The sequence below is a fragment of the Streptomyces sp. PA03-3a genome, from assembly GCF_033792735.1.
Taxonomy (GTDB): domain Bacteria; phylum Actinomycetota; class Actinomycetes; order Streptomycetales; family Streptomycetaceae; genus Actinacidiphila.
In genome coordinates this window covers 53,691-71,754 of sequence record NZ_JARAVM010000015.1, presented here as the reverse complement: position 1 = coordinate 71,754, position 18,064 = coordinate 53,691, and the positions used below count along the sequence as shown (strand labels likewise).

General features: G+C 71.5%; 19 protein-coding genes and 1 tRNA gene. 15 read left to right on the top strand and 5 right to left on the bottom strand.

Annotated features, from left to right (window positions below; genetic code table 11):
- The first annotated feature begins 183 nt into the window (after positions 1 to 183).
- From PV342_RS19655 to PV342_RS19600, 12 genes are all read left to right on the top strand, one after another.
- Positions 184 to 552, top strand: coding sequence for an NADH-quinone oxidoreductase subunit A (locus tag PV342_RS19655; RefSeq protein WP_018558821.1), 369 nt, complete (start codon positions 184 to 186; stop codon positions 550 to 552).
- Positions 543 to 1,160 (top strand): NADH-quinone oxidoreductase subunit B, encoded by a 618-nt coding sequence (locus PV342_RS19650; RefSeq protein WP_400804375.1) that lies wholly within the window; start codon positions 543 to 545, stop codon positions 1,158 to 1,160. Before PV342_RS19655 ends, PV342_RS19650 begins: the two co-directional genes overlap by 10 nt.
- On the top strand, positions 1,157 to 2,242 hold the full coding sequence (locus tag PV342_RS19645) for an NADH-quinone oxidoreductase subunit C (protein WP_500318080.1): 1,086 nt from the start codon (positions 1,157 to 1,159) through the stop codon (positions 2,240 to 2,242). The genes PV342_RS19650 and PV342_RS19645 overlap by 4 nt, the downstream gene beginning before the upstream one ends.
- Positions 2,239 to 3,201, top strand: a complete 963-nt coding sequence (nuoH, locus tag PV342_RS19640) for an NADH-quinone oxidoreductase subunit NuoH (protein WP_018558824.1) — start codon at positions 2,239 to 2,241, stop codon at positions 3,199 to 3,201. The genes PV342_RS19645 and nuoH overlap by 4 nt, the downstream gene beginning before the upstream one ends.
- Entirely contained in the window at positions 3,201 to 3,800 is a 600-nt protein-coding gene (locus PV342_RS19635; RefSeq protein WP_500318078.1) for a NuoI/complex I 23 kDa subunit family protein, read from the top strand. The genes nuoH and PV342_RS19635 overlap by 1 nt, the downstream gene beginning before the upstream one ends.
- Positions 3,797 to 4,354, top strand: a complete 558-nt coding sequence (locus PV342_RS19630; RefSeq protein ID WP_329186255.1) for an NADH-quinone oxidoreductase subunit J family protein — start codon at positions 3,797 to 3,799, stop codon at positions 4,352 to 4,354. Before PV342_RS19635 ends, PV342_RS19630 begins: the two co-directional genes overlap by 4 nt.
- Entirely contained in the window at positions 4,354 to 4,740 is a 387-nt protein-coding gene (gene nuoK / locus PV342_RS19625) for an NADH-quinone oxidoreductase subunit NuoK (RefSeq protein WP_329186253.1), read from the top strand. Before PV342_RS19630 ends, nuoK begins: the two co-directional genes overlap by 1 nt.
- Positions 4,737 to 6,740: an NADH-quinone oxidoreductase subunit 5 family protein gene (locus PV342_RS19620; protein WP_500318076.1), complete on the top strand. Its 2,004-nt coding sequence runs from the start codon at positions 4,737 to 4,739 to the stop codon at positions 6,738 to 6,740. Before nuoK ends, PV342_RS19620 begins: the two co-directional genes overlap by 4 nt.
- Before the next feature lie 3 nt (positions 6,741 to 6,743).
- Positions 6,744 to 8,309 (top strand): complex I subunit 4 family protein, encoded by a 1,566-nt coding sequence (locus tag PV342_RS19615; RefSeq protein ID WP_500318074.1) that lies wholly within the window; start codon positions 6,744 to 6,746, stop codon positions 8,307 to 8,309.
- Positions 8,309 to 9,817: an NADH-quinone oxidoreductase subunit N gene (locus PV342_RS19610; RefSeq protein ID WP_386991317.1), complete on the top strand. Its 1,509-nt coding sequence runs from the start codon at positions 8,309 to 8,311 to the stop codon at positions 9,815 to 9,817. Before PV342_RS19615 ends, PV342_RS19610 begins: the two co-directional genes overlap by 1 nt.
- A 120-nt stretch (positions 9,818 to 9,937) precedes the next feature.
- Positions 9,938 to 10,798 (top strand): zinc metalloprotease HtpX, encoded by an 861-nt coding sequence (gene htpX / locus PV342_RS19605; RefSeq protein ID WP_018558831.1) that lies wholly within the window; start codon positions 9,938 to 9,940, stop codon positions 10,796 to 10,798.
- A 117-nt stretch (positions 10,799 to 10,915) separates the two neighbouring features.
- Positions 10,916 to 11,317: a YccF domain-containing protein gene (locus PV342_RS19600; protein WP_400804391.1), complete on the top strand. Its 402-nt coding sequence runs from the start codon at positions 10,916 to 10,918 to the stop codon at positions 11,315 to 11,317.
- Between the two features lie 28 nt (positions 11,318 to 11,345).
- Here PV342_RS19600 and PV342_RS19595 read toward each other — a convergent pair whose 3' ends face one another.
- From PV342_RS19595 to PV342_RS19580, 4 genes are all read right to left on the bottom strand, one after another.
- The gene (locus PV342_RS19595; protein ID WP_500318072.1) at positions 11,346 to 12,728 is read right to left on the bottom strand and encodes an FAD-binding oxidoreductase; all 1,383 of its coding nucleotides are present in this window, start codon (positions 12,726 to 12,728) and stop codon (positions 11,346 to 11,348) included.
- A gap of 76 nt (positions 12,729 to 12,804) precedes the next feature.
- Entirely contained in the window at positions 12,805 to 13,257 is a 453-nt protein-coding gene (locus PV342_RS19590; protein ID WP_386991324.1) for a flavodoxin family protein, read from the bottom strand.
- Positions 13,258 to 14,580 (bottom strand): radical SAM protein, encoded by a 1,323-nt coding sequence (locus PV342_RS19585; RefSeq protein WP_037731584.1) that lies wholly within the window; start codon positions 14,578 to 14,580, stop codon positions 13,258 to 13,260.
- Positions 14,581 to 14,772: 192 nt separating this feature from the next.
- Entirely contained in the window at positions 14,773 to 15,261 is a 489-nt protein-coding gene (locus tag PV342_RS19580) for a YajQ family cyclic di-GMP-binding protein (RefSeq protein WP_018558836.1), read from the bottom strand.
- Between the two features lie 189 nt (positions 15,262 to 15,450).
- Here PV342_RS19580 and PV342_RS19575 point away from each other — a divergent pair.
- From PV342_RS19575 to PV342_RS19565, 3 genes are all read left to right on the top strand, one after another.
- Positions 15,451 to 15,532 (top strand) — tRNA-Tyr (locus PV342_RS19575).
- A gap of 212 nt (positions 15,533 to 15,744) precedes the next feature.
- Positions 15,745 to 16,167: a DUF4259 domain-containing protein gene (locus tag PV342_RS19570; protein WP_500318070.1), complete on the top strand. Its 423-nt coding sequence runs from the start codon at positions 15,745 to 15,747 to the stop codon at positions 16,165 to 16,167.
- A gap of 322 nt (positions 16,168 to 16,489) precedes the next feature.
- Entirely contained in the window at positions 16,490 to 17,317 is an 828-nt protein-coding gene (locus PV342_RS19565) for a hypothetical protein (protein WP_400804437.1), read from the top strand.
- A 188-nt stretch (positions 17,318 to 17,505) separates the two neighbouring features.
- Here the strand turns inward: PV342_RS19565 and PV342_RS19560 are convergent, their stop codons facing one another.
- The gene (locus tag PV342_RS19560) at positions 17,506 to 18,045 is read right to left on the bottom strand and encodes a DUF2218 domain-containing protein (protein ID WP_500318068.1); all 540 of its coding nucleotides are present in this window, start codon (positions 18,043 to 18,045) and stop codon (positions 17,506 to 17,508) included.
- Between the last annotated feature and the right edge of the window lie 19 nt (positions 18,046 to 18,064).

Here is an 18,064-nt window from a genome sequence, read left to right as displayed (position 1 = left end):
ACGGGGCGGCCACCGCCATGGGGTGCGCCTGCCAGGACAAGGTGGGGTTATCCGTACCACCGGTCAGGACGGGTGGTCCGGCTCCGGGGGGCAGGGCCTAGACTCCGTTCGTACAGATCGTCTAAAGATCCGCCGGGATCGCTGGACAACGCGCTTACGACGAGAAACGAGGGGCGGACGGACGTGGACTACTTCCACGGCTACTCGGTCGTCGGGCTGGTCGCGGTGCTCGGGGTGCTCTTCGTGACCGTGGCCTTCGGGGCCGGTCGCCTGCTGCGGCCCGTGGTGCCGACGCAGGAGAAGATGCTCACGTACGAGTGCGGCGTCGACCCCGTCGGCGAGGGCTGGGCGCACACCCAGATCCGCTACTACGTCTACTCCTTCCTCTACGTCATCTTCGCGGTCGACGCGATCTTCCTCTTCCCCTGGGCGACGGTGTTCGCCGCCGAGGGGTACGGCGGCACGACGCTGGTCGAGATGTTCGTCTTCCTCGGCTTCCTCGCCGTCGGTCTGCTCTACGCCTGGAAGAAGGGCGTCCTGGAATGGACGTGACCGAGGTGACCGATGTGAGCACTCCCGAGTACCTGCCGGAGCCGCGCCGCCTCGGTACGCTGGCGCGCCTGGCACCCGAGCCGATGAAGGTGGTCCTGAACTGGGGCCGCCGCTACAGCCTGTGGGTCTTCAACTTCGGGCTCGCCTGCTGCGCCATCGAGTTCATCGCCGCCTCCATGGCCCGGCACGACTTCATCCGGCTCGGCGTGATCCCCTTCGCGCCCGGCCCGCGCCAGGCCGACCTCATGGTCGTCTCCGGCACCGTCACCGACAAGATGGCCCCGGCCGTGAAACGTCTGTACGAGCAGATGCCCGAGCCGAAGTACGTCATCTCCTTCGGTGCCTGCTCCAACTGCGGCGGCCCCTACTGGGATTCGTACTCCGTGACCAAGGGCGTCGACCAGATCATCCCCGTCGACGTCTACGTGCCCGGCTGCCCGCCGCGGCCCGAGGCGCTGCTGCAGGGCATCCTCAAGCTCCAGGAGAAGATCGCCCGCGAGTCGCTCGGCGAGCGCTACGGCGACGGCGGCACCCCGCGCGCGTCCACCGCGGCGCTGCGCAGCGGCCTCGTCCAGGCCCCGCCGCCGCCCGGGGAGGAGGCGAAGTGACCACGCCCTTCGACCGGCTCCCCGAGCCGGACGCCGTCGCCGAGGTCTTCGGCGCCGAGGCCACGGCGGAGGAGGCGTACGGCCTGCTGACCGTCGACGTCCCCGCCGCCTCCTGGACGGACGCCCTGCGTGCCGCCCGGGACACCCTCGGCTGCACCTTCTTCGACTGGCTCAGCGCCGTCGACGAGGGCGGCAGCGGCTTCCGGGTCTGCGCCCACGTCGTCGCCCCCGCGGTCGGCTCGGTGCGGCGCCTGATGATCCGTACGACCGTCCCGCACGGGGCACCGGCCCTGCCGACCGCCGTCGGCGTCTACGCGGGCGCCGCCTGGCACGAGCGCGAGACGCACGAGATGTTCGGCGTCGACTTCACCGGGCACCCGCACCTGGCGCCGCTGCTGCTGCCCGAAGGCTTCGAGGGGCACCCGCTGCGCAAGGACTTCGTGCTGGCGGCACGCGTCGCGAAGGCGTGGCCCGGCGCGAAGGAGCCGGGGGAGTCCGATCACGGCGGCCCCAAGCGGCGTCAGATGCTGCCCCCCGGCGTGCCCGATCCCAACGACTGGGGCCCCATGAAGGGCCAGCTCCCGCCCGCCCCTGCGCGCCCCGCCCGGACCCCGCGCGCTGCCGGAGCCGCCGGTGCGGCGGGCGCCGCCGAGCGCCCGGCCCGGCGTTCCCGCAGCGTCAGCGACGGCTCCGCCAGCCAGGGTGCCGCCGAGGCTCCGGCAGCGCCCGCAGCCGCCGCCGCCCGCCGCACGCGCTCGGCGAGCGACGGCCCGGCCGGCCGGACCGGTGCCGCCGAGACCCCGGCAGCTCCTGCGACTCCGGCGACTCCGGAGGCCCCCGCGGCTCCCGGGACGACGCCCCGCAAGCGCACTCCGGACGCCCCCTGGGACGTTCCCCGCGACACCGGACCGGCCGCCGCCGCTCCCGCGGCGGAACCCGGCGCGACGAAGCCCGGGGAACCCGCGCCGCCCGCCGAGGACGGCACCGGCGAGCCCGCCGAAAGCTCCCCCGACGGCAGCCCGGCCACCGCGCCGGACTCCTCCGGCAACGACGACGCAGAAGAAGGAGGCAGCACATCGTGAGCGACGCCCTCGAAGTGATCCTCCGGCTGCTCGCCGTGCTCGTCGCCTTCCTCGTCCTGCCCCTGGTCGTCGGCCAGACCGAGCACAAGGTCATGGCCCACATGCAGGGCCGTCTCGGGCCCATGTACGCCGGCGGCTTCCACGGCTGGGCCCAGCTCGTCGCCGACGGCGTGAAGTTCGCGCAGAAGGAGGACGTGGTCCCGGCCGACGCCGACCGGAAGATCTTCCAACTCGCGCCCGCCGTCGCACTGCTGCCCTACCTCCTGGTCCTCATCGCGATCCCGATCGGCCCCGGCGGGCTCGTCGGCCAGGACATCGACGCGGGCCTGTTCTTCGTCCTCGCCGTGATGGGCGTGGGCGTGCTCGGCTCGCTCATGGCCGGCTGGGCCTCGGCCAACAAGTTCTCCCTCCTCGGCGGTCTGCGCAGCGCGGCCCAGCTGATGTCGTACGAGCTGCCGATGCTGCTGGCCGCCGCGTCCGTCGCCATGGCGGCGGGCACGCTCTCGCTGCCCGGCATCGTCGACGCGTACGCCTGGTGGTGGACGCCGTGGCAGCTGATCGGAGCCGTCGTGTTCTTCACGGCCGGCCTCGCCGAGCTCCAGCGTCCGCCCTTCGACATGCCCGTCGCGGACTCGGAGATCATCTTCGGCGCCTACACCGAGTACACGGGCCTGCGCTTCGCCCTGTTCCTGCTCGCGGAGTACGCCGGCATCGTCGTGCTGTGCGGCCTGACGACCGTCCTGTTCCTGGGCGGTTGGCACGGCCCCTGGTCCGACAGCGTCGGCTGGCTGTGGACGCTGCTGAAGACCGCGGCCCTGGCCTTCGTCGTGATCTGGCTCCGGGTCACGTACCCGCGGCTGCGCGAGGACCAGCTGCAGAGGTTCGCCTGGACCGTCCTCATCCCGCTCGCCCTGACCCAGATCGCGCTCACCGGCGTGGTGAAGGTGGTGATCTCCTGATGGGCATCCCCGGTTCCGGCCTGGCCAAGGGCCTCGCCGTCACCCTGCGCACGATGACCCGGCGCTCGCACACCGCGCAGTACCCCGAGGTGCAGCCCGAACTGCCCCCCCGCACCCGCGGAGTGATCGCGCTGTTCGAGGAGAACTGCACGGTCTGCATGCTGTGCGCCCGCGAGTGCCCCGACTGGTGCATCTACATCGACTCCCACAAGGAGACGGTGCCCGCCGCAGCCCCGGGCGGCCGCGAGCGCAGCCGCAACGTGCTGGACCGCTTCGCCATCGACTTCTCGCTCTGCATGTACTGCGGCATCTGCATCGAGGTGTGCCCCTTCGACGCCCTGTTCTGGTCGCCGGAGTTCGAGTACGCGGAGACCGACATCCTCGAACTCACCCACGAGCGCGACAAGCTGCGCGAGTGGATGTGGACGGTGCCCGCCCCGCCGCCGCTCGACCCGGCCGCCGAGGAACCCAAGGAGCTGGCCGCCGCCCGCAAGGCCGCGGAGAAGGCCGCCGCCACCGCCGCCACTGCCGCCGCCACTGCCGCCGCCGCCCAGGGCGAGGCAGAGCCCGGGCGCGAGCAGCCGGGGGGCGAGGCGTGAACGCCGCCGCAGCCCACCCCGGCTTCCTGTCCCCGACCGGGGTCGAGATCGTCTTCGTCCTCGTCGGCGTCGCGACCCTCGCCGCCGCCGTCGTCAGCGTCACCACCAAGCAGCTGGTGCACGCCGCGCTGTGGCTGGTCGTCGCGCTCGGCGGCGTCGCCGTCGAATACCTCCTCCTCACCGCCGAGTTCATCGCCTGGGTGCAGGTGCTGATCTACGTCGGGTCCGTCGTCGTGCTCGTGCTGTTCGGCCTGATGCTCACCAAGGCGCCCATCGGGCGTTCCCCGGACGCCGATTCCGGCAACCGGATCGCGGCCCTCGCCGTGGCCGCCGCCGCCGCGGGCACGCTGGTGTGGGTCGTGGTGGACGCCTTCCGGTCCACCTGGATCGCCGTGGACGGCGCCGCGCAGGGCTCCACCAAGGTCACCGGCGAGATCCTCTTCCGCCACTGGGTGCTGCCGTTCGAGGCGCTGTCCGTGCTCCTGCTCGCCGCGCTCGTCGGTGCGATCGTCCTGTCCCGCAAGCAGTCCCGTCAGCAGCCGGGAGAGCGCTGATGCATCTCGCCTATCCCGCCGTCCTCGCCGCCCTCCTGTTCTCCGTCGGCCTGTACGGCGTCCTCGCCCGGCGCAACGCGATCCTCGTCCTGATGTCGGTCGAGCTGATGCTGAACGCGGTCAACCTCAACCTGGTCGCTTTCGACGTCTGGCTCCGCGACACCCTCCACGCCGGGCAGGCGCTGACGCTGTTCGTCATCGTCATCGCCGCCGCCGAGATCGGCATCGGTCTCGCCATCGTGCTGCTGGTGTACCGCAACCGGGGCAGTTCGGATGTCGACCGCCTCACCGACCTCGCCGAGCACGGACCGCATGATCCGCACGACCCGCAGGGCGAAGGGGCCGGGCCCTCCGCACCCGAAGAGAAGGCCGAGGCCGCAGCGTGACCCTGACGACCCTCGCCGTCCTCGTCCCCCTCCTCCCCTTCCTCGGCGCCGTCGGTGGTCTGCTGCTCGGCCGCACCGCCCCCGGCTTCGTCCGGCCGCTGGCCGTGCTGCCCACCGCGACCGCGTTCGTGCTGGCCGCCATCGTCGCCGTACGGCAGGGAAGCGGCCCGGCCACCGACGCCGCGACCCGGCTCACGCCGACCGGCTCGGTGCCCGTCGACCTGGCCCTGCACCTCGACGGCTTCGCGGTGCTCATCGCCGTCCTCGTCGGGCTGGTCGCCACCTGCGTGCAGCTGTACTCCACGGCCTACCTGCGGCACGACCCCCGGTACGCCTCCTACTCCGCCCTGGTCTCCCTCTTCACCGCCGCCATGTTCCTGGTCGTCTACACCGGCGACCTGATGGTGCTGCTGGTCGGCTGGGAGATCATGGGCATCTGCTCGTACTTCCTGGTCGGCCACTACTGGGAGACCGAGGTCGCCCGGGCCGCCTCCCTCAAGGCCTTCCTGGTCACCAAGCTCGGTGACGTCCCCTTCCTGATCGGTGTCTTCGCGCTCGCCGCCGACGCCGGGACCTTCCGGATCAACGGCATCCTCACCGCCGCGACCCACGGCGGGATCGAGCACCCGACCGTCGTCGGCCTGCTGCTGCTCGCCGGTGTCGCCGGCAAGTCGGCGCAGTTCCCGCTGCACACCTGGCTGCCCGACGCGATGGCCGGTCCCACCCCGGTGTCCGCGCTGATCCACGCCGCCACGATGGTCGCGGCCGGCATCTACCTCGTCGCCCGGCTGCTGCCGGTCTTCGAGGCCTCCACGGTCACCCTCGCGGTGCTCGGCGTGCTGGCCGCCGTCACCATGATCGGCTCCGCTCTGGCCGCGCTCGCCCAGGACGACATCAAACGCGTGCTCGCCTACTCGACGATCGGCCAGCTCGGCTACATGGCCGCCGCCCTCGCCGTCGGCGACCGCAGCGCCGCCGTGTTCCACCTCGTCTCGCACGGTGCCTTCAAGGCCCTCCTCTTCCTCGCCGCCGGCGTCGTCATCCACGCCGCCGGCACCAACTCGCTGGCCGCGATGTCCCGCATGGGCGACCTCGGCAAGCGCGCCCCCGACGCCATGTGGACCATGGGCATCGCGCTGGCCGCCCTGGCCGCGGTCCCGCCCTTCTCCGGCTTCTTCTCCAAGGAGTCGGTGCTGCGGGCCGCGGAGCACGCCGCCTCCGGCCATGCCGAGGGCGTCCCGTCGGCCGTCGGCTGGCTCGTCCTGGTCGCCGCGCTGCTCACCGCCGTGCTCACCGCCGGCTACGCCACGCGCCTGTTCCTCCTCGCCTTCCGCGGCCAGGGCGCCGCCGCGCCCGAGGCCCACGGCAGGGAACCGGCCCTCATGACCGTCGTGCTGTGGGTGCTGGCCGTACCGACCCTCGCCTTCGGCGCTGTCGCCCTCGTGCCCTCGCTCCTCGACCTCCCCGCCTGGCTCGACGGCAACGCACTCGCCCCGACCCTGGTCACCTCGATCCTCGGCGTCGGCCTCGCCGTCGTCGGCATCCTGGCGACCTACGGCGCCTGGCAGGCCGCCGCGATCCGTCGCGGAACCCCGCTCGGCGCGGTCGTCACCACCGAGGCCGCGGAGGAGGAGCCCGCCCTCACCGAGGCCGCCGCTCTCCAGACCCACGAGCAGGTCTACGGGGACGTCGCTGCCGCACAGGACCCCGCCGACCCCGGACGCCTGCTGCTCGGCCCGCTCTTCGAGCCCGCCTCGCACGGCTTCCGCCTCGACGCCCTGTACGCGAAGCTCTTCGTCCGCCCCGTGCTCGCCGCCTCCGGTCTCGTCCGCTTCCTCGACCGCGAGGTCGTCGAGACGTACGTCCGCGGCGCGGGCGGACTGCCCCGGCTGCTCGGCGCGCTCGTGCGCCGCACCCAGACGGGCAACGTGCAGACCTATATCAGCGTGCTGCTGGCCGGCTCCGTGATACTCGCCGTCCTCGTCGCCGTCGGAGCGTGAGCCGTGAACGACACCGTCCTCCCGTACGTCCTCGCGGCCGTCGTCGTCCTGCCGCTGCTCGGCGCCGCGGCGGCCCTGCTGCCGCCCCCGCCCGGCCTGAAGGGGAAGAACCCCGACCAGGCCGTGCTGCGCCACGGCGTCACCGTCACCGGTCTCGTCCTCGTCCTGAGCATCGTCCTCGCCGCGGGCTTCGACCACGGCCACCCCGCGACGATGCAGGCGAGCACCGACATCAGCTGGATCCCGGCGCTCGACATCCGCATCCACCTCGGCATCGACGGCATCAGCCTCCCCCTCCTCGTCCTGACCGCGCTGCTGACCTTCCTCTGCGCGCTCTACAGCTACTTCAAGATGCCCGCGGGTCCTTCCCCGAAGGCCTTCGTGGCGCTCCTGCTCCTCCTGGAGACGGGCACGCTCGCCACCTTCGCCGTGCTCGACCTGGTGCTCTTCTTCCTCGCCTTCGAGACCGTCCTCATCCCGATGTACTTCCTCATCGCCCGCTGGGGCGGCGAGAACCGGGAGAAGTCCGCCCTCCGCTTCATCCTCTACACACTGCTCGGCTCCGTGATCATGCTGCTCGGCCTGCTCCTCATCGGGCTGAAGGCGGGCACATTCGACATGGTGGCACTCGCCACTGACAACGGGTCACCGCTCAGTCACTCCACGCAGCTGATCGCCGTCCTCGCCATCGGCCTCGGCCTCGCCGTCAAGGCCCCGATGTGGCCGCTGCACAGCTGGCTCCCGGACGCCCACACCGCCGCGCCCACGGTCGGCTCGGTGCTCCTGGCCGGCGTCCTGCTCAAGATGGGCACCTACGGCTTCGTGCGGATCCTGCTCCCGGCCGCCCCCGAGGGCATGCAGACCTTCGCGCCCTACCTGGCAGCCCTCGCCGTCGTCGGCATCGTCTACGGATCGCTGGCCTGCCTGGCCCTGGCCCGCCGCGGCGCCGGCGGCGACCTCAAGCGGCTCATCGCCTACAGCTCCGTCGGCCACATGGGCTTCGTGCTGCTCGGCATCGCGACCCTGACCCCCACCGGCGTCAACGGCGCGCTCTTCGCCAACATCGCCCACGGGCTCATCACCGGCCTGCTCTTCTTCCTGGTCGGCGCCCTCAAGGACCGCTACGGCTCCACCGACCTGGACAGCCTCGCCGGGCAGACCGGCGCCGCGCTGTACGGCAAGGCCCCCCGCATGGGCGGCCTGCTCGCCTTCGCGGCCGTCGCCTCCCTCGGCCTGCCGGGTCTGGCCGGTTTCTGGGGCGAGATGCTCGCGATGTTCGGGTCCTTCAAGCCCGCCCCAGGCCTGGACCGCGGCGCCTACCTGGTCTTCACCGCGGTCGCCGCCTTCGGCACCCTGCTCACCGCCGCGTACCTCCTCGTCGTGGTGCGCCGCGTGTGCATGGGCGAACGCGAGACCGTCCAGGCCGCGCCGGCGCTCGCCGACGTCCGGGGCTACGAGTTCGCCGCCTGGACCCCGCTGGTCGTCCTGACCGTCCTCGCGGGCCTCTGGCCCGCCGCCCTGCTCGGCCTCACCGACCCGGCCGTGCGCACCCTGCTCGGAGGCAGCTGATGAGCACCCTCGCCACCTCCGTCGTCCAATCGGTCGACTGGGCCGCGATCGCCCCGCCCGGCATCGTGGCCGCGGCCGCGCTCGTCGTGCTGGTCGCCGACCTCTTCCTGCCCGAGGGCCGCAAGCGGCCGCTGGTGGGGATCACCCTCGCCGGCCTCGTGCTCGCCGGGCTGAGCCTGCTGCCGCTGCTCGACGGCGACCGCAGCACCTTCTGCCTGGTCGGCAGCCCGGCCGACTGCTCCTACGTCGCCGACCGCTTCACGCTCGTCGTGCAGCTGCTGGTCCTGGCCGGAGCGCTCGTCGCCGCCCTGCTGTCGGTGCACACCCTCGACGAGCTGCCGGCCGGCGAGTTCTGGTTCCTGCTGCTCTCCTCGGCCTCCGGCGCCGCACTGCTGCCCGCCTCCCGCGACCTGGCGACCCTCGTGATCGCCCTGGAGGTCACCACCCTCCCGTCGTTCGCCCTCGTGGGGCTGCGCCGCGGCGACCGGCTGTCGAGCGAGGCGGCCCTGAAGTTCTTCCTGTCCTCGGTCGCCGCGACCGCCGTCACCCTGCTGGGCGTCAGCTTCGTCTACGCCGCGACCGGCACCCTCCACCTGGAGGCCATGGCCAAGGGGTTGCAGGGCGTCGACCCCCGCCTGGACACCCTCGCCGCCGCCGGCGCCGCCCTCACCGTCGTCGGCTTCGCCTTCAAGCTCGCCGTCGCGCCGTTCCACTTCTGGGTGCCCGACACCTACACCGGCGCCCCGCTCCCGGTCGCCGGCTACCTGTCGGTCGTCGGCAAGGCCGCCGGGTTCGCGGGCCTCATCCTCGTCACGGTCGTCGCCTTCCGGCCCTACGCGCACGTCTGGGGCCCCGCCGTCGCCGTCCTGGCCGCCCTCACCATGACCGTCGGCAACGTCGGCGCGCTGGTACAGCGCCCCGAGCGCCCGCGCAGCGCGGTCCGCCTGCTGGCCTGGTCGTCCATCGGCCAGGCGGGCTACCTGCTCGTCCCGATCGCCGCCGCCGCGTACACCGACCCCGACCGCCAGGTCGGCACCACCCTGGCCTACGCGCTGATGTACGCCGCCGTGAACCTCGGTGCCTTCGGCGTCGCCGCGCTCGTCGGCCGCACCGCGCCGCAGAACCGGCTCACCGACTACCGAGGCCTCCACAGCGCCCACCCGCTCGCGGCGGCGGCCATGGCCTTCTTCCTGCTCTGCCTGGCCGGCCTGCCGCCCGGCGTCATCGGCCTCTTCGCCAAGGTCGCCGTCTTCTCCTCGGCCGTCGACGCGGGCCTCGGCTGGCTGGCCGCCGTCATGGCCGTCAACGTCGTGATCGCGCTCGTGTACTACCTTCGGTGGACGGTCCTGCTCTTCGCGAAGCCCGGGACGGAGCCGGCCGCCGCCGTACGCCCGTCGGGCCCCTCGCGCCCGCTCGGCGCCGCCATCGCGCTCACCGCCGTCGTCGGGATCGTGCTGTCCGGCGCACCTCAGCTCGTCCTCCGCTTCGCCTCCGCCACCCTGCTCTGAGCACCCGGTCGGAAGGTGCACAAGGGAACTAACACCCCTCCGGTGGCGTTGGCCCCTTCGGGAGGTTCTCCTTGAACGAGGAGAGATGGTCCTCCTGATGCACAACTTGGAGGGTGTACCGTGCACCGCCGGCACAACGGCCTGAAGACCGCCGCGCTCCTGGGCGGAATGTCGGCTCTCATCCTGATCATCGGCAGTTTCTTCGGCCGTACGGGACTGATCGTCGCACTCGTCGTAGCCCTCGGGACCAACGCCTACGCGTACTGGAACAGCGACAAGATCGCGCTGCGCTCCATGCGCGCCCGCCCGGTCAGCGAGTTCGAGGCCCCGGCGCTGTACCGCATGGTGCGCGAACTCTCCACCTCCGCCCGGCAGCCCATGCCGCGGCTCTACATCTCCCCGACCGAGGCCCCCAACGCCTTCGCCACCGGCCGCAACCCGCGCAACGCCGCCGTGTGCTGCACCGAGGGCATCCTGCGCCTCCTCGACGAGCGCGAACTGCGCGGCGTCATCGGGCACGAGTTGAGCCATGTCTACAACCGCGACATCCTCATCTCGTCCGTCGCCGGCGCCCTGGCCTCCGTGGTCATGTTCCTCGTCAACTTCGCCTGGCTGATCCCCGTCGGCCGCTCCGACGACGACGAGGGCCCCGGCCTGTTCGGCCTGCTCCTGATGATGATCCTCGGCCCCGTCGCGGCCTCCCTCATCCAGCTCGCCGTCAGCCGCTCCCGCGAGTACGAGGCCGACTCCTCGGGCGCCCGCCTCACCGGAGACCCGCTCGCCCTCGCCTCCGCGCTGCGCAAGCTGGAGACGGGCACCAAGCGCGCCCCGCTGCCGCCCGAGCCCCGGCTGGAGACCACCAGCCACCTCATGATCGCCAACCCGTTCCGCCCCGGCGACGTCTCCAAGCTCTTCTCCACCCACCCCCCGATGGCCGAGCGCATCGCCCGCCTCGAGGAGATGGCCGGGCACCGCCGCTGAACGCGCACGTGCGGAAGGGCCGGCGCGCGGGTACGGGCCCTGCGGGGGACGCCTGACGGAGCGGCGGCTCCCGCCCCCTGAGGGGCGGGGCCCGCGGACGCATGGGAGGCTTGGGCAATGAAGGCGGTCAACATCGTCCTGAACGTCGTGTGGCTGATCATCTGGGGCCTGTGGATGGCGATCGGCTACGCCCTGCTGGGCCTGCTGATGTTCATCTTCATCATCACCATCCCCTGGGGGATCGCGTCCCTGAGGATCGCCAACTACGTACTGTGGCCCTTCGGCCGCACCACGGTGGAGCGCCGCGACGCGGGAGTCGCGTCGCTGCTGGGGAACATCATCTGGCTGGTCCTCGCGGGCATCTGGCTCGCCATCGGCCATGTGATCGCGGGCGTCGCCTTCTGCCTGACGATCATCGGCATCCCGTTCGGCATCGCCAACTTCAAGATGGTGCCGATCTCCCTGGTGCCGCTCGGTCGCGAGATCGTCCCCGTCGACGCCCCGTACGCCACCCGCTGAACCGAGGCCCGCCTCCCGGTGCGGGGCCTCAGCCCGGCTCGATGTTGTGGTTGAGCCGGAAGACGTTCTCCGGGTCGTACTCGGTCTTCACCCGTGCCAGCCGCCCCAGGTTGTGCGCGCCGAGCCCGGCGATCACCCGGCCCTCGCCCTCGTCCCCGATGAAGTTGAGGTAGACGGCGCCCGAGGACCACTGCCGCAGGTCGGCGCGGACGTCGTGCGCCCACCGCCGGGCGCGCTCGTCGTCCGCCGGGTCCGCCCACAGACCGAACGGGTGCACCACCCACGGCGCCCGGCGCCAGGGCAGCGGGTAGTCGGCCGGAGCGCGCGCCACGGCGCCGCCCACGGGGAACAGCACGTGCTGGGAGGGGGAGGGGACCACCATGTCCCGGGCACGCGCGCAGAAGCGGTCCACGGCCGCGTCCGGGAAGTCGTCCAGGTACTCCGCCGACCAGTAGTTCCGGTATCCCGGCGGGTCGTCGAGCGCCGACTGCAGGTCCGCGTACGGCATCTCCGCCACCATGCGGCCGTGCGGAGCGAGCGCGAGCAGCGGTTCCAGCACCTCGCGCGCCGCGTCCAGGGTGCCCGCGTACGTGAACACCACGGCGCAGGCCAGTTGGCCCACCATGTGCTCCGGCACGAACTCCTCCGGCGGCCCGGTCAGGAAGAGCATGCCCCCGCCCACCTCGTCCGGCGCCGACGCCAGCAGGGCGCGGTAGGCGCGCAGCACCTCAGGACCTGCCTCCGGCGGCCACAGCAGCACGGCCAGGGTGGCCGCGGGCAGCGGGTGCAGCCGCAGCGTGAGCGAGGTGGCGACGCCGAAGTTGCCGCCGCCCCCGTGCAGGGCCCAGAACAGCTCCGGGTTCTCGTCCTCGGCGGCCCGCACCAAGGTGCCGTCCGCCGTCATCACCTCGGCCTCCGCCAGGTTGTCGCAGGCCAGCCCGAACTTGCGCTCCAGCCACCCCGATCCGCCCCCGAGGGTGAAGCCGCCCACCCCCGTGGTGGACACCCGGCCGCCGGTGGTGACCAGGTCGAACGGCTGCGTCGCCCGGTCCAGGTGGCTCATCGTGGCGCCCCCGCCGACCCGTGCCGTGCGCGCCGCAGGGTCCACGACGACCGCGTGCATGCGCCGCAGGTCGACGACGACGCCGCCATCGCTCAGCGCGTTGCCGGAGACGCTGTGCCCGCCCCCGCGGACGGCGACCTCGAGGCCGCGCTCACGGCCGAAGCGGATCGCCGCGGCCACGTCGTCCACCGTCTCGCACAGAGCGATCACGGACGGCCTGCGGTCGATCATCGCGTTGAACAGCGTGCGGCTCTCGTCGTACGACGGGTCACCCGGTGCGACGACCTCACCCGCGAACCCCGAGCGCAGGGCGTCCAGTGCCGCGTCGTCCAGGACATGGGGTGCCATCGCTGCTGCCCCCTCTCTCCACCTCCACGGTAGGACGGGGGCATGGGCCCGGCACGTCGGCGCCGGGCCCGTGCGGTCAGTCCGCCAGCCCGGCGGCCAGGGTCGCGCCCAGCTCCCAGCAGGCCCGCAGATCGGCCTTGGACGGCTCCCCGGTGACCGTCACCTCCGCCGCGGCCTGCTCCCAGCCCAGGCCCGTGGTGATCGACCGGATGCCCCGCACCGTCCCCGTGACGTCGTTGCCGCCGTGCACGTAGTAGCCGAACGGGCGGCCGCGCGTGCTGTCCAGGCAGGGGTAGTAGACCTGGTCGAAGAAGTGCTTGAGCGCCCCCGACATGTAGCCGAGGTTCGCCGTCGTGCCCAGCAGGTAGCCGTCCGCCGCGAGCACGTCGGAGGCGGTCGCCGAGAGGGCGGCCCGCCGTACGACGTCCACGCCCTCGATCTCGTCGGTGGTCGCACCGGCGACCACCGCCTCGAACATCGCCTGCAGGTTGGGCGACGGCGTGTGATGCACGATCAGCAGGGCCGGCACTCAGCTCACTCCGACAGGCGCCGACGCCGGCAGGCTGTCCATGAACGAGCTCACCGAGAACACCGCGTTGCCGGGACCGGCCGGGCCGTACCCGGGCGGCGAGCTCAGCCCGTACTCCTCCAGCGTCGCGCGGTACACGTCCAGCAGGCGGATGTGGTACTCCAGCGGCGCGCCCTCCGGGTTCGCCTTGCCCAGCGGGGTCGTCGGCTCCGGGCACCAGGTGGTGAAGCGCGGCGTGATGCCCCGCGACATGAAGAAGCGCAGGCCCTCCGCCGTGGAGTCGATCGCCTCCCCGACGCTGGTGAAGCCGAACGGCTCGGCCATCTCCACGCCCGCCACGAAGTTGGGGATCACATTGCGCGGGCCGAAGATCTCCGCCGAGTCCAGGATCCGGCGGTGCCACTCGTCCCGGCCGACGTAACGCTCCTTGCCCGGGCAGTACAGCTCGAACAGACGGGGGTCCCACACCTCGTAGTTCGGGTGGTAGATCTGCACGCCGTAGTCCTTGAAGCGCTGCACGTCCTCCTTGGGCAGCGCCTGCGCGACCACCTTGCCGATCCAGCGGCCGGGGAAACGCTCCTCGATGGCCTTCGCGTAGTGGCCGTAGAAGTCGGCCTCGTCCCGCCCGGCGACCTTGGAGGTGATCGCCCCACCGGTGAGGGTGTACGCGGTGGAGGACTTCGTCTCGTCGTACTTGTCGATGATCTCCAGCGCCTCCAGCACCTCCTCGACCGGCTTCACACCCGTGTAGGGGCGGCCGGCCGCCTTGTGCTGGCGCCAGTTGTGGTTGATGTCGCAGTACTGGCACTCCTCCTTGGCGCCGAAGTACTGGCACACGCGGAAGACCGTCAGGTAGATCAGGTAGCCCCACTGGATCGTGGGCGCGACCTCCATCACCGACTTCCCGTTCTCCAGGCTGTGCCGGTAGTACGCCGGCATCGGCGGCAGGCCGACGTCCGCGATGCGCACCCCGTCGAGGTAGAGGCCGAGCACACCGCGCCCGCCCGCCCGCACGCGGTACGGCGAGGCCGGGTTGACCCGCACCGACACCACCGTGCGGCGCAGGTCGTACGGCCCGCCGGTGAGCACGATCTCCTCCGGCGGCCGCTTCAGCGCGGCGGCGCCCAGTTCGGGAAGCGTGCGATGGTCGAAGGAGAAGATGAAGTACGACTTCGGTTTGACGTCGCCGTCCTCGTTGCCGCTGAGCGCGGACTCGTCGAACGCGATCCCGCCGCGCAGCAGGTCCTCCTTGATGACCGCCTCGCGGGGAACGTGCGGGAAGCGGCTCATCAGGTCCTCGACCAAAGCGGTGCGGCTTTGCATGCCCGGCTCCATCCTCGAGACGCTGCCCCGGGTCCGCCGTCGACGGGCGGGGCGGTCCCGGGGAGACCTAACAGGAAGACACTACGCACCTGCGGCGGCCTGCCGGGCGGCACCCTCCGAATGCGCCCCGTCGTGCGCGCGGCAAAGGCCCCGGCCGCCTCCTCCCGGCCGGGACCTCGGGCGGTACCTCGATCAGCGGTAGTTCACGAACTGCAGCGCGAAGTCGAGGTCCTTGCCCTTCAGCAGCGCGATGACGGCTTGCAGGTCGTCCCGGCTCTTGGAGGTGACGCGCAGCTCCTCGCCCTGGACCTGGGCCTTGATGCCCTTGGGCCCCTCATCGCGGATGATCTTGGCGACCTTCTTGGCGTTCTCCTGCGAGATGCCTTCCTCGATGGTCGCGAAGATCTTGTACTCCTTGCCGGACAGCTGGGGCTCGCCCGCGTCCAGCGACTTCAGCGAGATCCCCCGCTTGACCAGCTTGGTCTCGAAGACGTCCAGGATGGCCTTGACCCGCTCCTCGGAGTTGGCCTGCATCAGGATCTTGTCCCCGGACCACGAGATCGACGCACCGACGTTCTTGAAGTCGTAGCGCTGCGAGATCTCCTTCGCGGCCTGGTTGAGGGCGTTGTCGACCTCCTGCCGCTCGACCTTCGAGACGATGTCGAAACTGGAGTCGGCCATCTTCTGTTGGCTCCTTGGCTCTGATCCATCAGGTCCGCGACCCGTCACCGGGCCGCCCCCGCAAGCCTAGCCACCGGACCCGCCCGGAGCGCTGATCAATAGGGTGGCGGAGCACCCCCGCGCATCGGGTATTGTTTACGACGTCGCCAAGGGGGACCGCACACAAGCGGCCCGCGGAGACATTTCCCAGGCGGTGTGCCCGAGTGGCCAATGGGAGCGGACTGTAAATCCGTCGGCTTAGCCTACCCAGGTTCGAATCCTGGCGCCGCCACAGTGGAAACACAGCCCCTGAGCTGCGGAAACGCAGCGCGGGGGCTGTTCTCTTTGTTCCGCCAGGGGTGGGTAACTGTCTCGCTCCGTCCCGTTCTCGCACGCTCTCTACCGGCGGTTGTGGAAGGGGACGGGCGAACCCTGGTCGCCGTCGTGACCGCCTTGTCAACGGCTGGTGCGAGGCTCCCCGCGCAGCGGTGCGAGGAGATCATCATGGGTACCTGGGCTACCGGCCCCTTCGACAACGACACTGCCGCAGACTTCGCCTGCGCTCTCGACGACGCCAAGCCCGAGGAACGTGAAGCCCTGATACGTGGGGTACTCACCCGCACCGTTCATGCCGCCGGCTACCTCGCGGAAGCGGAGGAAGCTGTGGCCGCTGCGGCACTGATCGCGGCGCAGTGTCCAGGCGGTGAACCAGTCGCCACGTCCTACGGCCCGGAAACCACCTTCCCCTCCAACCTTCGGACCCTGGCGGATGAAGCCCTCGCCCGGATCGTCAGCGACGAGTCCGGATTGTCGTCGAACTGGGTCGATTCACGAGAGGGGAGGCAATGGCGTGCGACGCTCAACCGCCTTCGCTCCGTACTCGCCCCGCCGCCACCGGCCATCCCGCTCTTTGGCATCGAGCCGTAGCGCAGGGCGGTGGGCTCCGTGCCACGCGCCGCCCTGCGGCCGAGGCGATGCCGTGGCCGTTCGTGTGTGCGCCCGAGTGCGGAACGGAGGTGCGGCCGTTCCGCACTGTGCCGTGCACCGTCACGTGTCACCGGGCAACGCAGCCGGCTCCGGAGGGATGGGCACGTAGCGCACGCCTCCAGGGACCCGGTCCGGAGCCGGAGAGAGAGAAGGCCTTGGCCGCGGGGGGCGGTGGGGCGGCTGGTCAGGGCCGGGCGGAACGGCATGAACTCATCAGATAGGCTGCCGCCCCTTCCAACGGCCTTCTGCTGAAGAGGTGTGAATGAAAACTGGCAGACGAATCGCCACGGTGGCCACGCTTGTGGGGACGCTGGGGCTCTCGGCGCTGAGCGCGCCGACGGCTCATGCTGCGGACACCGGCATCACCGTGTCGAACATCGTCGTCAACAACGGCAAGCCGATCGTCGTCGGCACGTCGAAGGTGGTGGAGCCGCCCATGCGGTTCAACATCGCACTGCCTTCCGGGTACAGCACCGCCGACCCCGACCGCTACGACACGTTCCCCTTCCTCTACCGCGGAAGCATCAATACGGCGGCGGACAACGGGGAGAACTTCATCGGGCCGGGCGGTTACACCTGTTACGAGATCGACTCCAAGCACGCCCGCTGTGAGGGCAACCTCTACATCGACCCGCACCCGAGCCAGGAGCACGTCGACTCCAACAGCGACGCCACGACCTGGAAGGTCGGCGTCTCGCTGCGGCTGTGGAAGGCCAGCGGCGGCCTGAAGACCGCGGAACTGGAGACGCGGTCCACGACCGTCCAGCTCAAGCGCGCGGCCAAGGCCACCACCAACGCCTCGCCGGAGCCGGTCACCAAGGGCAAGCCGATCACTGTCACGGGCAAGCTCACCCGGGCGAACTGGAGCACCAAGAAGTACGGCGCCTACAGCGGCCGTTTGGTCAGCCTCCAGTTCCGCGCCAAGGGCACCGACACCTTCAAGCTGGTCAAGAAGGCCACCACCAGCAGCACCGGAGGCCTGAAGACCACGGTTACCGCCTCGGTCGACGGTTACTACCGCTGGGTGTACTACGGCAACTCCACGACAGGCGTCGCCACCAGCGCGTCCGACTACGTCGACGTGCGCTAGAGCCGGGCCGAGCGGTTCACTTCACGCGGAATCGGGCCCGGCGTGGCGCGCCGGGCCCGTTGGCGGGATCGCCGGCGGCGATCCCGACCGTGATGCGAGCTGTTCCTGAAACGTGGTTGGCGCGTGCGCAGCGCTCGTGCGACCGGCCGTGACTTCTGCCGCCGGCGGCGATGAACGGCTACCTCGGATCAGTGGGCCCGGCGGGTCTGGCCGCGGCGTACGGCGCGGCGGCGGAGCAGGTAGACGGTCTTGGCCAGGAGGGCGGCCAGTACGGCGGCCAGAGCCCAGTGCTTCCAGGGGCCGGACGCCAGCAGGAGTCCGCCCAGGCCCAAGTGGACGGCGACGACCAGGACGACGACGGCAGCGATGCCGAGCTTCGTGCCGTGGCGCGGGCGGGGCCCGGTGGCTACGGCCGGTTCCCAGGCGACCGGAGGCGCGTCGGGCCCGCCGGTCTCCCGCAGGCGCTCGGTGATCAACCGCTGGATGCGCCGGAGGCCGTCCCGGTCGGCGGCTTCGACGTGGAGCGTCAGCCCGTCGGGCCCGGCCTGTACAGTGCACCGGCCGCCTGCGAAGTCGATGGTCCCGTGCGTGTCGGACCGGTCGGCGAGCCGCTCGGGCTGCGGACGGCTGCCCGCCGTGCCCGCCCACTCGCGCAGTCCTGCCAGGTCTCGGGCCGGGTGGTCGGTGCGCATGCGACCTTTGGCCTGCTGCGGCTGCTCGGCGCCCATGATGAGGAACCCCCACCTT

Coding starts and splice junctions, on each gene's coding strand:
- PV342_RS19650 (WP_400804375.1), top strand. CDS start 543: ATGGACGTGACCGAGGTGACCGATGTGAGCACTCCCGAGTACCTGCCG.
- PV342_RS19635 (WP_500318078.1), top strand. CDS start 3,201: ATGGGCATCCCCGGTTCCGGCCTGGCCAAGGGCCTCGCCGTCACCCTG.
- nuoK (WP_329186253.1), top strand. CDS start 4,354: ATGCATCTCGCCTATCCCGCCGTCCTCGCCGCCCTCCTGTTCTCCGTC.
- PV342_RS19610 (WP_386991317.1), top strand. CDS start 8,309: ATGAGCACCCTCGCCACCTCCGTCGTCCAATCGGTCGACTGGGCCGCG.
- PV342_RS19600 (WP_400804391.1), top strand. CDS start 10,916: ATGAAGGCGGTCAACATCGTCCTGAACGTCGTGTGGCTGATCATCTGG.
- PV342_RS19595 (WP_500318072.1), bottom strand. CDS start 12,728: ATGGCACCCCATGTCCTGGACGACGCGGCACTGGACGCCCTGCGCTCG.
- PV342_RS19585 (WP_037731584.1), bottom strand. CDS start 14,580: ATGCAAAGCCGCACCGCTTTGGTCGAGGACCTGATGAGCCGCTTCCCG.
- PV342_RS19580 (WP_018558836.1), bottom strand. CDS start 15,261: ATGGCCGACTCCAGTTTCGACATCGTCTCGAAGGTCGAGCGGCAGGAG.
- PV342_RS19570 (WP_500318070.1), top strand. CDS start 15,745: ATGGGTACCTGGGCTACCGGCCCCTTCGACAACGACACTGCCGCAGAC.
- PV342_RS19565 (WP_400804437.1), top strand. CDS start 16,490: ATGAAAACTGGCAGACGAATCGCCACGGTGGCCACGCTTGTGGGGACG.
- PV342_RS19560 (WP_500318068.1), bottom strand. CDS start 18,045: ATGGGCGCCGAGCAGCCGCAGCAGGCCAAAGGTCGCATGCGCACCGAC.